7 protein-coding genes are annotated in these 16,343 nt (G+C 72.4%); all 7 read left to right on the top strand.

Annotated elements, in window-relative coordinates; genetic code table 11:
* Positions 1-29 precede the first annotated feature (29 nt).
* From B0293_RS14275 to B0293_RS14245, 7 genes are read left to right on the top strand one after another with little or no spacing between them, the layout of a single operon-like run.
* A complete protein-coding gene (locus B0293_RS14275) occupies positions 30-1,034 on the top strand; it encodes an ABC transporter substrate-binding protein (RefSeq protein WP_005167336.1) in 1,005 nt (334 codons plus the stop codon).
* Complete coding sequence (locus tag B0293_RS14270) at positions 1,031-2,014, top strand: FecCD family ABC transporter permease (RefSeq protein ID WP_005167334.1); 984 nt, start codon at positions 1,031-1,033, stop codon at positions 2,012-2,014. The genes B0293_RS14275 and B0293_RS14270 overlap by 4 nt, the downstream gene beginning before the upstream one ends.
* Positions 2,011-3,051, top strand: coding sequence for a FecCD family ABC transporter permease (locus tag B0293_RS14265; RefSeq protein WP_005167332.1), 1,041 nt, complete (start codon positions 2,011-2,013; stop codon positions 3,049-3,051). The genes B0293_RS14270 and B0293_RS14265 overlap by 4 nt, the downstream gene beginning before the upstream one ends.
* Positions 3,048-3,824, top strand: a complete 777-nt coding sequence (locus B0293_RS14260; RefSeq protein WP_005167331.1) for an ABC transporter ATP-binding protein — start codon at positions 3,048-3,050, stop codon at positions 3,822-3,824. The genes B0293_RS14265 and B0293_RS14260 overlap by 4 nt, the downstream gene beginning before the upstream one ends.
* The gene (locus B0293_RS14255; protein WP_005167330.1) at positions 3,818-13,774 is read left to right on the top strand and encodes a non-ribosomal peptide synthetase; all 9,957 of its coding nucleotides are present in this window, start codon (positions 3,818-3,820) and stop codon (positions 13,772-13,774) included. The genes B0293_RS14260 and B0293_RS14255 overlap by 7 nt, the downstream gene beginning before the upstream one ends.
* Complete coding sequence (locus B0293_RS14250) at positions 13,771-15,177, top strand: DHA2 family efflux MFS transporter permease subunit (protein ID WP_005167329.1); 1,407 nt, start codon at positions 13,771-13,773, stop codon at positions 15,175-15,177. The genes B0293_RS14255 and B0293_RS14250 overlap by 4 nt, the downstream gene beginning before the upstream one ends.
* Positions 15,170-16,207, top strand: coding sequence for a 3-deoxy-7-phosphoheptulonate synthase (locus B0293_RS14245; RefSeq protein ID WP_005167328.1), 1,038 nt, complete (start codon positions 15,170-15,172; stop codon positions 16,205-16,207). The genes B0293_RS14250 and B0293_RS14245 overlap by 8 nt, the downstream gene beginning before the upstream one ends.
* Positions 16,208-16,343: the final 136 nt, after the last annotated feature.

Genomic DNA, 16,343 nt, shown 5'->3' with positions numbered 1-16,343 from the left:
CCCACGCAGAAGAAAAACGAGGAAAACCCATGCGCACCACTAGAACTCGCCGGCTCACCGGAGCGCTCGCGCTCGCGTTGACGGTCGCGACCGCGGCCACCGCCTGTGGCTCCGGCGAAGACGGCAAGGCGGCCGAAGGCGGCCAGACGCGGGTGTTCGCGGCCGACAACGGCCAGATCACCATCCCGGTTTCGCCGAAGCGGGTCATCGCCACCGGGTACGCCGTGCCCGCGCTGCTCGAAGCCGGCGCGCCGCTGGTCGGGGTCTCCAGCTGGAAGCGCGGCATCCCGCTGTTCAACGAGCAGGAGCGCAAGAAGTACGACGAGCTGGCGAAGGTCGCGGGCGAGGCGGCGTCGGAGACGAACTACGAGGCGATCGCGCAGGCGGATCCGGACCTCATCGTCATCGGCGTGCCGAAGCCGGTGCTCGCCGACATCGACATCAAGCGGCTCGAAGCGATCGCCCCGGTCGTGGCGATCGGCCCGTCGGTGCCGTCGATGTGGCGTGACCTCTCCCGCAAGCAGGCCGACGCCGCCGGCGCGGCCTCCGGATTCGACGCGCTCAAGACCGCGTACGAGACGAAGGCCAAGGGACTGGCCGAGAAGTACAAGTCCGTGGTGCCGCAGCTGAAACTGGGTCACGTCGGAGCGTACGGCGAGGTCGCCAAGGGCAACTTCCAGCGTGAGTTCAACGGTTCCTGGGGCACCAACATCGCCCAGGACATCGGCGCCACCTACTACGGCCAGGTGAAGGTCAAGGGCGGCGGCTCCAAGGACGTCAGCGAGTACCCGTCGATCGAAGAGCTGCCGACCGCGTTCGCCGAGGCCGACGCGATCACCTACTCGGTCAGCGCCGACGGTTCCGTGCCCGCGCCGGTCAAGTACGTCCTCGACTCGCCGCTGTGGAAGGAACTCCCCGCGGTGAAGGCGGGCAAGGTCTACCCCTTCCGCTACACCGAGGCCGCCACCTACCGGGCCGCGACGTCCACTTTGGACGCCGTCGACCAGGCGTTCGCGCCGCTGCTGCAGAAGTGACCACCACCGGGCGGTCCGCGCTGCTCGGCGCCGCACTGCTCGGGCTCGTCGTGGTCGCCGTGCTGAGCGTCGGCATCGGCGCGCACGCCATCGCCCCCGGCGAGGTCGTGCGCGCCCTGCTGGGCGACGGGAATCCGAGTGACCGGGCCGTGGTCCTGGACATCCGCATGCCGAGGGCGGTACTCGCGATCGGGGTCGGCGCTGCGCTCGCCGTCGGCGGGGTGCTCGTGCAGGCCCTGTCGCGCAACGCACTGGCCGAACCCGGTGTGCTCGGCGTGACCGCCGGGGCCGGGTTCGCCATCGCGGTGGGGTCGTCGTTCGGTCTCGCCGCGTCGGCGCCCGCCGAACTGGGCCTGGCCGTGGTGGGCGCCGTCGGCGCCTCGACGCTGGTGTACGCCGTCGGCAGCCGGTCGCCGTTGCGGCTGGTGCTCGCCGGGACCGCGCTGAGCGCGGTGCTGCTGGGCCTCACCCTCGGCCTGCGGCTGCTGTTCCCGGACACCTTCGACGTCTACCGGTTCTGGTCGGTGGGTTCGCTCGCGGGCCGCGAGCAGGCACCGACCACGGTCCCGCTGATCGTCATCGGCCTGTCCCTGCTGGGCGCGTTCGCGGTGAGCCGTCAGCTCAACGCCATCGCGCTCGGTGAGACGGTCGCGCACACACTCGGCGCGAACGTCGCGCGCGTCCGGGCGATCACCCTGCTGTTGATCACGCTGATGGCGGGCGCGGCGACCGCGCTGGCCGGGCCGATCCTGTTCGTCGGGCTGATCGTGCCGCATCTGGCCCGGCGGGTGGCGGGCGCGTCGATCCCGTGGCTGATCGCGTACGCCGCGCTGCTCGGCCCGGTCCTGATGCTGGCCGCGGACGTCGGCTCCCGGGTCCTGCTGCCGACCGGCGAGGTCCCGGTCGCGATCGTGACCGCGTTCCTCGGCGGCCCGGTGCTGATCTGGGCCGTCCGCAAATACGGGGCGGCGCCGCTGTGAACACCGTGAAAGAAGCGAGCACACTCGTCGTGCGGCGCGGGCGGTTCTCCGCCCGGATCGAACGCCGCACCCTCTGGTTCCTCGTCGCGATGCTCGTGGTCATCGCCGGGCTGACGCTGCTCGGGCTCTGCTACGGCGCGGCGTGGGCGAGTCCCGCCCGCGTGTTCGCCGCGCTCACCGGTTCCGGCGGCGGCCCCGGCGTCGTCATCCGGGAATGGCGCCTGCCGCGGGTGCTGGCCGGACTGGTCTTCGGTGCCGCGCTCGGCCTGGCGGGCGCGATCTTCCAGAGCATCACCCGTAATCCGCTCGGCAGCCCGGACGTGATCGGCCTCGACGCCGGCGCCTACACCGGCGCGCTGTTCGCGATCACCGTGCTTTCGGGGACGTCGACCCAGCTGACGATCGGTTCGGTGCTGGGCGGGGTGATCACGGCGGCCGTCGTGTACGCGCTGTCGCTCGGTGGCGGACTTTCCGGCCTGCGGCTGATCGTCATCGGCATCGCGATCAACGCGATGCTGATGGCGCTCAACTCGTGGATCGTGCTGCGCGCCGAGCTCGAGATCGCGATCGCGGCGGTCGGCTGGAACGCCGGTTCCCTCAACGGGGTCGGCTGGGACGACGTCGCCATCCCGTTCGGGGTGCTCGCGGTGCTGTTCGCCGTGCTGTTCACCCGGGCACCCGCGTTGCACCAGGCCGCGCTCGGCGGCGAACTGGCGGTCACCACCGGTGTCCGCTGGGACCGGCTGCGGCTGGTCCTGGTGCTGATCGGGGTCGGCTGCACCGCCACGGTCACCGCCGTCGCCGGGCCGATCGCGTTCATCGCGCTGGCGGCCCCGCAGATCGGGCGGCGGCTGGCCCGCACACCCGGCATCGGCCTGCTGCCCGCCGCCCTCACCGGCGCCGTGCTGCTGACCGGCGCCGACCTGGCCGCCCAGATGTTGCTCGCGCCGGAATCGCTGCCGGTCGGTGTGGTCAGCACCGTGATCGGCGGCGGCTACCTGATCTGGCTGCTCACCAAGGAGGTACGGCGCACATGAGTGCCCGCTTGACCGCGCGGGAGCTGACCCTGCGCTACGGCGACCGGATCGTGTCGACCCGGCTGAGCCTCGACGTGCCCGACCGCGCGTTCACCGCCGTCGTCGGACCGAACGCGTGCGGCAAGTCCACCTTGCTGCGCGCGTTCGTCCGGCTGTTGAACCCGGCGAGCGGTGAGGTGCGGCTCGACGGCAAGGCCGTCGGTTCCTTCCACGGCAAGGCTTTGGCTCGAGAACTCGGTTTCCTGCCGCAGGATCCGGTCGCGCCGGAGGACGTCCGCGTCCGGCAACTGGTCGCACGCGGCCGGTTCCCGCACCAGTCGCTGTTCGCGTCGTGGTCCGAAGAGGACGAACGCGCGGTGATCGAGGCGATGACCGCGGCCGGGGTGGCGGGGCTGGCCGACCGGCCGGTGCAGGAACTCTCCGGCGGACAGCGTCAGCGCGTGTGGGTGGCGCTGGTGCTGGCGCAGAAGACGCCGTACCTGCTGCTCGACGAACCGACGTCGTTCCTCGACATCGCGCACCAGTACCAGCTGCTGAACCTGCTGGCACGGCTGCGCGACGAGGGCCGCACGGTGATCGCCGTCCTGCACGACATCAACCAGGCCTGCCGTTACGCCGACCACCTCGTCGCGTTGCGGGAAGGCCGGATCGTCGCCGAAGGCGCGCCCGCCGACATCGTCGACGCGGAGCTGATGAAGGAGGTCTTCGATCTCCCCAGTGTCGTCGTGCCCGACCCGGTGACCGGAACCCCGATGGTGGTGCCCTCATGCTGACCCTCACCGGAGCCCAGCTCGGGATCTGGACCGCGCAGCGCCTGGAGCCCGACTCGCCCTACTACGTCGTCGGTGACGTCATCGAGATCGCGGGAGACCAGCCTGTCGACCTCGTCGTGCTCGCGGAAGCCATTCGGGCGACCGCCGAAGAGGCGGACAGTCTGCGGCTGCGGATCTTCGAGACGCCTGACGGTCCGCGTCAGGTCGTGTCGGACGACGAGATGCCGCTACCGGACGTCGTCGACCTGCGTGGTGAGGCCGATCCGGAGACCGCGGCGCACGCGCGGGTGGACGCTGAACGCCGACGGGTCGCCGAGGCGTGCCGGGGCATGGTGGACCGGCCGTTGTTCGCCCACCTCGTGCTGCGGCTTTCGGAGTCGCGGGTGTGGTTCACCCAGCTCGGGCACCACTTGGTGTTCGACGGCTACACCGCGGCCATGCTCGCTCGCAGGACAGCGGCCCGCTACACCGCCGCTGTGACAGGGAAGGACGTGCCGCCCTCGACGTTCGCCCGGTTCGCCGATCTCGTCGAGGCCGATCGCGAATACCGTGAGAGCGAACGGTTCGAGCGGGATCGCGAGTACTGGCGCGAACGGTTCACGCCGTTGCCGGATCTCGACGACGGCGGCAGCGCGTCGGGCCCTCCGGAGACCACGGTGACCGCGCGGTCGGTGCTGCCCGCTTCGGACTTGGCACGCCTGCGTGAGCTGGGCAAACGCGCTGGGACGACCTGGGGCGACGCGCTGATCGCCTGCTACGCCGCCTTCCTGCACCGCGTGCTCGGCTGGACCGACGTCGTCTTCGCGATGCCGTTGATGTGCCGCGAAGGCGCCGCGCTGCGGACCCCGGCGATGGCGGTCAACGTGCTGCCACTGCGGGTCACGGTGCTCCCGGAGGACTCGGGGACCGGGCTGACCGCGCGGGTCGCGGGCGCGTTGAAGGAGATGCGCGCGCATCAGCGCTATCGCGGCGAGGACCTGCCGCAGGATCTCGCGGTGCCCGGCGCCGGGGCGCTGCTGCACGGCCGCGGCATCAACCTCAAGGCGTTCGACCTGAAGCTCGACTTCGCGGGTTCGCACGGCACCATGCGCAACGTCGCGGGCGGACCGCCCGAGGACATGGGCCTGTCCGTGCTCCCGACGTCCGACGGCGGGCTGCTGCTCGGTTTCGAGGTCGACGCGCGGACCCATGACCAAGCAGCCGTCGACGCCAAGCTGACCGCGCTGCGCTGCCTGATCACCGCGCTGACCGAACCGGACGGCCCGGTCGTCGGCGGCGCGGATCTCGTCCCGGCGGGGGAACGGGACACACTCTTGGCGGCGTGGTCCACTCCGGCTCCGGACGGCGAACTCCTTGACGTACCTGAACTTCTCGCTCGGCTCGATCCCGGACAGGCCGCTCTGGTGTCCGGTGACGAACGGCTGACCGGCGGAGAACTCGTCACGCGTGTGCACCGGCTCGCGCGGGCGTTGCGGGCTCGCGGCATCGGGGCCGATGACGTCGTCGCGCTGGCTTTGCCGCGGTCGGCGGATCTCGTCGTCGTTCTGCTGGCAGTGCTCGACGCGGGGGCCGCGTTCCTGCCGCTGGACCTCGCCCATCCCGTCGAACGGTTGCGGGAACTCGCCGCCGAAGCGGGCGCGGTCCTCACCGTCGCCCACGACCCGGAGATCGTGCCGGGGCCGCAGTTGCTCCTCGGCGAAACGGATCTGTCCACACTGGACTCATCGCCGCTGGATATCCAGCGCCACCCGGAACACCTCGCGTACGTCATCTTCACCTCCGGTTCGACCGGCCGCCCCAAGGGCGTCCTCGGCCGGGTCGGCGGGCTGGCCACGCTGCTGCGCCATCACCGCGCGACCACGGTCGCCGAGACCGAACGCGCCGCGGGCAGGCGGCTGCGGGTCGCGCACACCTACTCGTTCGCCTTCGACTCCGCGCTCGACCAGCTGATGTGGCTGCTGTTCGGGCACGAACTCCACGTCTACGGCACCGACGTCGCCCGCGACGCCGACGAGCTGCTGGCCGCGTTCGCCCGCGACCGGATCGACGTCGTCGACACCACGCCGTCGATGGCCGCGCCCCTGATCGAGGCTGGACTGCTCGACGGTCCGGACCGGCCCGCGCTGCTCGTCCTCGGCGGCGAGGCGACTCCGCCCGCGCTATGGCGGAAGGTCGCGGAGTCCGGTGTCCGGGCCCGGAACATGTACGGCCCGACCGAGGCCACTGTGGACGGTGCCGGATCCTGGCTGGACGACGGGGAACCGACCATCGGGACCGCCGTGCCAGGAACGGCCGTCCGAGTGCTCGACGCCGCGTTGCGCCCGGCGCCCGCGGGATCTCCCGGCGAGCTGTACCTCGCCGGACCGCATCTGGCGCGCGGCTACCTCGGACGTCCCGGCGCCACCGCCGAGCGGTTCGTCGCCGATCCGTTCGGCGCGCCCGGCGACCGGATGTACCGCACCGGGGACCTCGTGCGCTGGGTGTCCGGCCGCGGGCTGGAGTACCTGGGCCGCCGCGACGGTCAGGTGAAGGTGCGCGGCCACCGCGTCGAACTCGGCGAGGTCGAGGCCGCATTGGCCGCCGTTCCCGGGGTGCGCGCGGCCGCCGCCGCCGTACGGGGACCGCGGCTCGTCGGCTACGTCGTCGGCGAAGTCGTCCCGGACGACGTCCGCGCCGAACTCGCCGGGCGAGTGCCGGAGCATCTCGTGCCCGCCGCGGTGGTCGTCCTCGACGCGCTTCCGTTGACCTCCAACGGGAAGATCGACCGCGTCGCGTTGCCCGCCCCGCGCGCGGCGGCCGGCCGCGCCGCGGCCACCGACCGCGAACGGCTGCTGTGCGCGACGATCGCCGAGGTGATCGGCGTCGACGAGGTCGCCGTGGACGACGACTTCTTCGCGCTGGGCGGTGACAGCATCACCGCGATCAGCGTCAGCAGCAGGCTCCGCGCGCACGGTCTCGACCTGCGGCCGCGTGACCTGCTGGCCCGCCGCAGTTTCGAGGCGCTCGCCGCGGCGAGCGCGGAGATCGGCGGTCCGGTGGAGTCGCCGGACGAACCCATCGGCGAGGTGCCCGCCCCGCCGATCGTCCGTGCCCTGCTCGACCCGCACCCGGACGTCGCGACGGTCGCGGGATACACGCAGTGGACCGCGATCCGGCTCGACGAGGACCTTCCGCCCCACCTGCTGATCGAAGGCGTCCAAACGCTGCTGGACCACCACGACGTCCTGCGCCTGCATTTAGAGGACGAAATGCGGGTCCGTGAACGCGGGGCCGTGAAGGCGTCCGACGTCGTGATCGAGACGACCGGTGACCCGGTCGAAGTCGCGGCGGACCTCGCGGCGTCGCTCGACCTCCGGGCCGGCGTGCTCCGGGTCGCGCTGCTGCCCGACCACCTCGTGATCTTGATCCATCACCTGGCTGTCGACGGTGTTTCCTGGCGCGTCCTCCTGCCGGACCTGCGCGCCGCTTGCGCCGGTGAACCGCTCGAACCCACCGGGACGTCGTGGCGACAGCACGCGCTTCTCCTTGCCGAGCAAGGGACTTCCGGCGCCCGGCGCGGCGAACTCGACCACTGGCGCGTCGCCCTCGACGGCCCGCGTCTCGGCCACCGGCCGCTCGACCGGACCGCCGACACGGTCGCGACCGCCCGGCGTTCGGTCACCCTCGCTTCACCGGAACAGACCGAAGCGGTGCTCGACAGCCTGCCCGCGGCCTACCGTGCCGGACCGGACGACGTCCTGCTCGCCGCGCTCGTGCTCGCCCTCCGGTCGTGGCGCGACGCTCCGGTCGAGGCCGAAACCGTGTCCCTCGAAGGACACGGCCGGGATCAGGACGGCCTGGACCTGTCGCGCACCGTCGGCTGGTTCACCGCCGAGCATCCGCTGCGCGTACCCGCCGCCGCGGTGGCCGCGACCACCGACTTCGCCAGCGCGCTCGCGGGCGGCGACGCGGCAGGGAAGCTGCTGCGGGCCGCCAAGGAGGCCAAACGCGCGGTGCCGGATGGTGTCGGCTTCGGCGTCCTGCGCTACCTCGACCCGCTCACCCGCGACGAACTCGCCGCGGTCCCGCCGCCGGACGTCGTCCTGAACTACCTCGGCCGGTTCGCGGCGCTGCCCGGGACGGGCTGGCGGCTGCCGGAGGAGGACCCGTTCGCGGTCACCGAACCGGACGCGAAGTCGCTGGAACAGGTCCTGGCGCTGAACTGCTTCGTCCGTGAAGGCGGCAGTCCCCGGCTCGCCGTCGAATGGACAGCGGCCGGCGGGGTGCTCGACGCCGAAAGCGTCGAGGCACTCCAGGAATCCTGGGCAAAAGCGCTGGAGGCCCTGGCCGCGCACGCCGCCCGGATCGGCCCGGACGGCGGCGGTCTCACGCCGTCGGACCTGCCGCTGGTCGGCCTCGACCAGGCCGACATCGACGCGCTCGAACGACTGGGCCGCGTCGAGGACGTCCTGCCCGCGACCCCGTTGCAGACCGGGCTTTCGTTCCACACCCTGGCACGCGGCACCGAAGACACCGACGTCTACGTGGTGCAGGCCGTCACCCTGCTCAGCGGCGCGCTCGACGCCGGCCGCATGCGCGAGGCCGCGGCGGAGGTGCTGCGCCGGCATCCCGCGCTGCGTGTCCACCTGCACACCACCGACGCGGGCGAGGTCGTCCAGGTCGTGCCCGCCGACGTCACGCTGGACTGGCGATTCGCGAGCGCCTCACCGGAAGAAGTCGCCGCCGAGTGCCGCGCCGAACTGGCTCGCCCCTTCGACCCGGCGACCCCGCCGCTGATCCGGTTCCTGCTGCTGACCCTCGGGCCGGACGAGCACCGCCTGGTGCTCACCAACCATCACGCGCTGCTGGACGGCTGGTCGATGCCGCTGGTCGGCCGCAGCCTGCTCGCCACTTACGCCGAACTCGGCGGAGGTCCGGCGGTCCCGGTCGCCCCGCCGCTTTCGGAGTACCACCGGGTGCTCGGCGAACGTGACCCGGACGCGGCCCTGGAGGCGTGGCGCGAGGCGCTGGCCGGACTCGACGAGGGCACCCGGCTCGCACCGGCGAGCCTGGAGTCCACTGTGGAGCGTCCGGAGCGCGTCATCGTGGAACTGGGCGGGGAATTCAGCGAGCGGCTGCGTGTCTTCGCCCGCGAACGCGGCATCACCCCGACCACGGTGTTCCAGACCGCTTGGGGAGTCCTGCTCGCCAGGCTGACCGGCCGCCGCGACGTCGTGTTCGGCTGCCCGGTTTCCGGGCGCCCGGCCGACGTCCCCGGCGTCGAGCGCATGATCGGTCAGCTCGGCAGCACGATCCCGGTGCGGGTGCGGTTCGACGCCGCCGACACCGCGGTCACCGTGCTGGAGCGCGTGCACACCGAAAGCGTCCGGCTCTCCGATCACCATCACACCGGGCTGCCGGACATCCAGCGCGCGGCCGGCGTCGGCGACCTGTTCGACACGATGCTGGTGATGGAGAACTTCCCGCTCTCCAGCCGCGCCCGCACCACCCTGGCGCCCGGCCTCGACCTCGTCGGGGTCGACATCACCGACGCCACGCACTACCCGCTCACGGTGATCGTGCTGCCGGGCGACGAGTTCACCGTCGGCCTGGGCTACCAGCCGCAGGCCTTCACCCGCGACGAGGCCGAGTCCTACGGCCGCTGGCTGCGGGCCGTTCTGCACGAGATCGTCGCGGATCCGGCGCGACCGGTCTCCCGGCTGCGCGCGCTCGACGCCGACGAAGAACGCGCCATGCTGCGCCTCGGGGAAGGGCCGGAACCCCGCCGTGAACGCGGCGGCATGCTGGAGGAGTTCGGCCGCTGGGTCCGCGAGACCCCGGACGCCGAAGCCGTCGTGTGCCGCGACCGGAGTCTCACCTACGCCGAACTGGACCGCCGTGCCAACCGGCTCGCGAACAGCCTGATCGAGGCCGGGGTGAAGCCGCAGGACCCGGTCGCGGTCCTGCTGCGCCGCGACGTCGACCTCGTCGTCGCGTTGTTCGGCGTCGTCAAGGCGGGGGCGGTCCACGTCCCGATGGATCCCGACTACCCGGCCGACCGGCTGGCGTACATGCTCGGCGACATCAAGCCCGCCGCCGCCGTGTCCACATCGGACGTCGAGGATCTTCCGGTGATCCATCCGGATCATCTGTCCACTGAGGACACTGATCCGGCGGTCCGGCTCGGCGAGGACGCGCTCGCCTACGTCATCTACACCTCCGGAACCACCGGCAAACCCAAGGGCGTGGCGGTGCCGCATCGCGGCGTCCCGAGCCTGATCGCGCTGCAAGAGGACATCGTCGGGATCGGGGCCGCCGAGCGGTACCTGCATTTCGCCTCGACGAGTTTCGACGTCGCCTTCTGGCAGTTCATGCTGCCGCTGCTGTCCGGCGGGACCTCGGTGATCGCGCCGGAGGAGGTGCGGGTCTCCGGCGACGACCTGCTGGCCTACGCCGCCGAACACCAGGTCACCGGGCTCAACCTGCTGCCGTCGTTCCTGTCCGCGATGCCCGACGACGCGACCGTCGACCCGGACGTGTTCTTCGTCGTCGGCGCCGAACGGCTCGACCCGGAACTGGCGCGGCGCTGGGGAAACCGGCGGGCGCTGTTCAACGCCTACGGCCCGACCGAGGTCACGATCAACTCGGTCACCTGGCACTACGACCCGGCCGACCCCGGGCCGCTGCCGATCGGCCGCCCGGACCCGGAGGTCCGCGCGTACGTGCTCGACGGCGGTCTGCTCCCGGTCGGCACGAACGTCACCGGCGAGCTGTATCTGGCCGGGCCGAAGCTCGCTCAGGGCTATGTCGGCCGGGCCGCGCTGACCGCCGAACGGTTCGTGGCCGATCCGTTCGGGCCGCCGGGGGAGAGGATGTATCGCACCGGCGACCTGGTGCGCTGGCGTCCGGACGGGCAGATCGTCTTCCTCGGCCGCGCCGATCACCAGGTCAAACTGCGCGGGTTCCGGATCGAACTGGGCGAGATCGAGACCGCGCTGACCGCGCACGACGACGTCCGCGCGTCCGCGGTGATCGTCCGCGAGGACCGGCTGGTCGCGTACGTCGTCCCCGTGGACGGCGCGGAACCCGAGCCGGCCGCGCTGCGCGAGTACCTCGCCGCCGAACTGCCCGCGTACATGGTGCCGACCGCTTTCGTCGCGCTGGACCGGCTGCCGCTCGGCCCGAGCGGCAAACTGGACCGGGCCGCACTGCCCGCGCCGGAGGCCCGCGCCGACGGCGGACGCGAACCCGCCACCCCGGCGGAAGCCGTGCTGCTGCGCGTGGTCCGCGAACTGCTCGGTCCTGACGTCGGTCTGGACGACGGTTTCCTGGACGCGGGCGGGGACAGCATCGCCTCGCTGCGAGTGGTGTCCCGCGCTCGCCGCGAAGGGTTGCACCTGACCGCGCGTGACGTCTTCGAAGGCGGCACGGTCGCCGGGATCGCCGCGCGGTGCGGCGAACCCGAACGGTCCGAGGAAGCCCACGTCGTCGGGGACGCGCCGCTCACGCCGATCATGCGCGATCTGCTGCTGCGCGCGGGAAAGGCGGCCGACGGGTTCTGCCAGTGGGTCGAGATCTGTGTGCCTTCGGCGGACGACGAGCCTCGCTGGCGTTCGGTGCTCGACGCCGTCCTCGCCCGCCATGACGTCCTGCGCGCGCACTTGGTCGAGGACGCGCTGCGCGTCCCGGACGTCGGGGCTGTGACCAGCGCCGACGTGCTCACCACCGTCCAGGTTTCCGGCGATCCGCGCGCCGCGCTGGACGCCCAGGTCGAGCAGATCGTGGCACGGATGGACCCGCGGACCGGGCCATTGCTGCAAGCGGTGCTGATGGACGCGGGCGAAGAGCGGCCGGGACGGTTGCTGCTGGTGGCACACCACCTGATCGCCGACGCGGTGACCTGGCGGGTGCTGCTCGACGACGTCGAACAGACCTTCCACGGCAACACCCTGCCCCGGCGCGGGCAGTCGTTCCTGGGCTGGGCGCGATCGCTGCGCACCGCCGCTCCGCATCGAGAGGACGAAACGCCGTACTGGCAGGGAATCGCCGCCGCGCCGGTGACCCCGCTCGGCCGCACCCGGCTCGATCCGGCGCGCGACACCGTGGCGACCGCGCGGCACCACCGGATCGACGTCGGCGCGGACACCACGCGCGCCGTGCTCACCGCCCTGCCCACGGCGTACCGCACCGGCCCGGACACCGTGCTGCTGACCGCGCTCGCCCGCGCGGTCGCCGCCTGGCGGGGGACGGAGGCCGATCTGCTCGTCGCCGTCGAGAGCCACGGGAGGCCGGGACACAGCCCGGACTTCGCGGGCACTGTCGACCTGGCGCAGACCGCGGGCTGGTTCACCGCCGTGCATCCGGCGCGGATCGCCCCGCCCACCGGGCCGCTGCCGGACGCGTTGAGGGCCGTCCGTGACCACCTGCGCGCGGCGGGAGACGGCCTCGGCCACGGAATCCTCGGTGCTCCGGGCCCACGGCCCGAGATCGCGTGGAACTACCTCGGCCGGTTCCCCGCGCCACCGGTCACGGAGACCCCGTGGCAGCGGCCGCCGGACGCCGATCCGCTCGGTTCGGGTGGCGGCGCGGAGATGCCGCTGCCGTACGCGCTGACGGTGAACGCGATGGTCCCCGACGGCGGCACGCTCGGCGTCCGCTTCACCTGGCCGTCCGCACTGTTCACCGAGGACGAGGTCGTCGTGCTGGGCGAGCATTTCCGCCGCGCGCTGGACGAACTCGCCGCCGACGTGCCGGGGCCCGGCGAGGTCCTGCCGCTGACGCCGTTGCAGGAGGTGATCCTGCGCGAATCCCGGACCGCGGAAGAAGATCCGTATCCGGTGCAGGCGGCGTTCACGCTGTCCGGTGACCTCGACGTCGAGGCGCTGCGGACGGCGGCGGCCGCGCTGGTGCGACGGCAGCCGAACCTGGGTGCGGTGTTCCCGCCGTCGCACGAGGTCCAGGTCATTCCCGCGGAACCGCGAGCGGGTTTCCGCGTCCGTGAAGTGCCGGACGTGTCCGAAGTGGACACCGCGCTGGACGAGGAACTCGCGGAGCCGTTCGACCTGGCGAACGGGCCGCTGTGGCGCGTCACCGTGCTGCGGCACGGGCCCGGCCGTCAGACCCTCGTGCTGACCAGCCACCATCTGCTGTCCGACGGCTGGTCCGCGCCGCGCATCCTCGGTGAGCTGTTCGCGCTGTACGCGGGGAAACCGCTGCCGGAGCCGGTGCCGCCGACCCGGTACACCCGCCTGCTCGCCGCGGCCGATCACTCCGCCGACGTCCGGGCCTGGCGAGCGGAACTCGATGGCCTGCCCGAGGGCGACCACCTGCCGCGCACGGGCGGTGCGCCCGAACCCGCTCTGTTCACTGTGGACGGTCGGCTGGTCGCGGAACTGACCCGGCTGGGCGCGGCACGCGGGCTCACCGTCAACACCCTTCTACAGGGCGCCTGGGCGGCCGTGCTCGCGAACCACGCCGGACGTCCGGACGTCAGCTTCGGCGTGATGACCTCGAACCGTTCGTCCGATGTGGACGGTGTCGAGGAGATCATCGGCCTGCTGGCCAACAGCGTCCCGGTCCGCGCCCGGTTCACCGGGACGGTCGCCGAGACCCTCGCGGACCTGCAAGCACGGCAGCAGGCGATGGCCGGGCACCACCGGATGGGCCTGCCCGAACTCGCGTCGCTCGCCGGGCGTAGGCGGCTGTTCGACAGCCTGCTGGTGTTCGAGAACTACCCGGTGGATCCGGCGAAGCTGCGCGAGCCCGCGCCCGGCCTGACCGTCACCGGGACGAGGTTCCGCGAACGGACGCACCACCCCGTGAGCGTCACCGTCGTCCCGGGCGAGGACGGCTGGGAAGGCGTCCTCTACGCGGGGGAGGCTCAGCCGTTGGCCGACGACCTCGTCCGGTTCCTCCGGGAACTGCCGTCCTGGCTGGACGGCGACGCTGCCGGGTTCGTGGGGCAGCGGTGACCGCGCGCCCGATCGACGCCGCGCTGTGGCGCACGGCGGCCGTGCTGGTGCTCGGCACCTTCATGGCGACGCTGGACAGCACGATCGTCTCGGTCGGCGTGGACACCCTCGCCGAGGAGTTCGGCGCACCGGTCACCGGCGTCCAATGGGTGACCACGGCGTACCTGCTGGCCGTGGTCACCGCCGTGCCCGCGTCCGGCTGGCTCGCCGACCGGTTCGGCGGCCGCCGCGTCTGGCTCACCGCCGTCGCCGTGTTCCTGCTGGCGTCCCTGCTGTGCGCGCTGGCGCCGACCCTGCCCGCGCTCATCGCCTTCCGTGTCCTGCAAGGACTCGCGGGCGGTCTGCTGCCGCCGACCGGGCAAGCGCTGCTGGCGCGCGCCGCCGGACCGGATCGCATCGGCCGCGTGATCAGCGTCGTCGGTCTTGTGCCACTGCTGTCTCCGGTGCTCGGCCCGCTGGCGAGCGGCACGATCCTCGCCGTCGCCGACTGGCCGTGGCTGTTCTACGTCAACCTCCCGGTCGGTGTGGTGGCGGTGATCCTGGCGCGGCGCTGGGTCCCGGCAGGCGAATCCGGCGGCCGGGGCGACCGGTTCGACTTCCGTGGCGCGCTGCTGCTTTCTCCCGGACTCGCGGTGCTGGTGTTCGGGCTGACCTGGTTCGATCAGGGGACACCGGTGGTCGCCGGGATCGCGGTCGCCCTGGGTGTCGTGATGCTCGCGGCCTTCATCCGGCACGGCCTGCGGGCCGAAGTGCCGCTGCTCGACCCGAGACTGTTCACCCAACCGCCGTTCGGAGTCGCCGCGCTCGCGCTGGTGCTGCTCGGAGCATCCGTGTTCGGCACGATGTTCCTGCTCCCGCTGTATCTCCAACGCGGCGCCGGACTGTCCACTTGGGACACCGGCCTGCTGCTGGTGCCCCAGGGCATCGGCGCGGCGGCCGGATCGGTCCTGGTGAACCGGCTCGTCGACCGGATCTCGCCGCGCACCCTGGTGCTGAGCGGGATCGGGCTGGTCGCCCTCGGCACCGCGCCCTTCACCCAGCTCGGCGCGGGCCTCCCGGACTGGGCGATCGTGGTCTCCCTGCTGCTGCGCGGTTTCGGCACGGCGCTGATCGGCGCGCCGGTGATGACGATCGTCTACCGCCGGGTCGAACCCGCCCGGCTGCCTCGCGCGGCCGGGGCGCTGAACCTGCTCAACACGCTCGGCGGCTCGATCGGCACCGCGGTGCTGGCCGTGGTGCTGCAGGCACGGCTGGCCGCTCGCGGCCCGGACGTCGCCGCGGCCTTCGCCGACGCGTTCTGGTGTGTTCTCGGCCTCGCCGTGGTGGCGGTCGCCGGTGCGACGCGGCTGCCCCGGGCCGGGGTGGCCGCCCCCGACAAGAAGAAAGGTCACGCGGATGCCTGACCAGGACACCCTGCCCAGCCCGGCCGAGGTGGCCATGAGCGACGTCGTGCCGGACGAGATCGCCCGGCACCGCGAAACCGTCGCGGACGTCCTCGCCCGGCGCGACTCCCGGCTGCTCGTCGTCGTGGGCCCGTGTTCGGTGCACGACACCGACGGGGCGCTCGAATACGCGCAGCGGCTCGCCGAGGCGTCCGGGCGCTTCGCCGACGACCTCGTCGTCGTCCTGCGCGCCTATCTGGAGAAACCGCGGACGATCGCGGGCTGGACCGGCCTGGTGCCCGACCCCACCCTGGACGGCAAGGGCGATCTCGCGTCCGGCATCCGCATCGGACGGCGGTTCCTGGCCGACACCGCCGCGACCGGGCTGCCGCTGGCGTACGAATTCGTCGACCCGTTCCTGGCGCCCTACTTCGCCGACACCATCAGCTGGGGAGCGATCGGCGCGCGGACCGTCGCCAGCCAGCCGCACCGGCACCTGGCGTCGTGGCTGCCGATGCCGATCGGCATGAAGAACTGCGTCTCCGGGCGGCTGGACACGGCCGTCGCCGCTGTCCGGGCGGCCGCGCTGCCGCACGTGTTCCCCGGCGCCGCGGCGGACGGGCGGCCACGGATCCAGCGCAGCACCGGGAATCCAGACGCCCACCTCGTCCTGCGCGGCGGCCCGAAACCGAACCATCACGCCCACGCCGTCGCGGACGCCCTCGACGCGCTGACCACCGCCGGCCTGCCGCACCGGCTCGTCGTCGACGCCTCGCACGGCAACAGCGGCAAGGACCACAACCGGCAGCCCGTGGTCGTCGCGGATCTGGCCGATCAGATCTCGGCGGGCAACGACGCGCTGGCCGGGGTGATGATCGAGTCGTACCTCGCCGACGGCAGGCAGGACGTCGGGTCCACGCCGCCCCGGCGCGACCTGAGCATCACGGACGCCTGCCTCGGCTGGGAACGGACCGTGCCGTTGCTGGAGTCCCTCGCGTGCGCGAATGCCGTGCGACGTCTCAGCGCCCCTCGGAAGGCCGGCGCTCTCTAGCGCCACTCGCGTGATCAGAGACGTGACTCGCGTGCTCAGAGCCGGAACTCGCGTGCTTGGGCCCGTGACTCGCGTGCTTGGAGCCGGAACTCGAGTGTGCGGCTTCAAGCACGCGAGTTCCGTCTCTGATCACGCC

It is taken from the genome of Amycolatopsis azurea DSM 43854, from assembly GCF_001995215.1.
GTDB classification, from domain to species: domain Bacteria; phylum Actinomycetota; class Actinomycetes; order Mycobacteriales; family Pseudonocardiaceae; genus Amycolatopsis; species Amycolatopsis azurea.
Note: the sequence above shows the minus strand (reverse complement) of the source record. Positions and strands in the feature narration are given on the sequence as shown.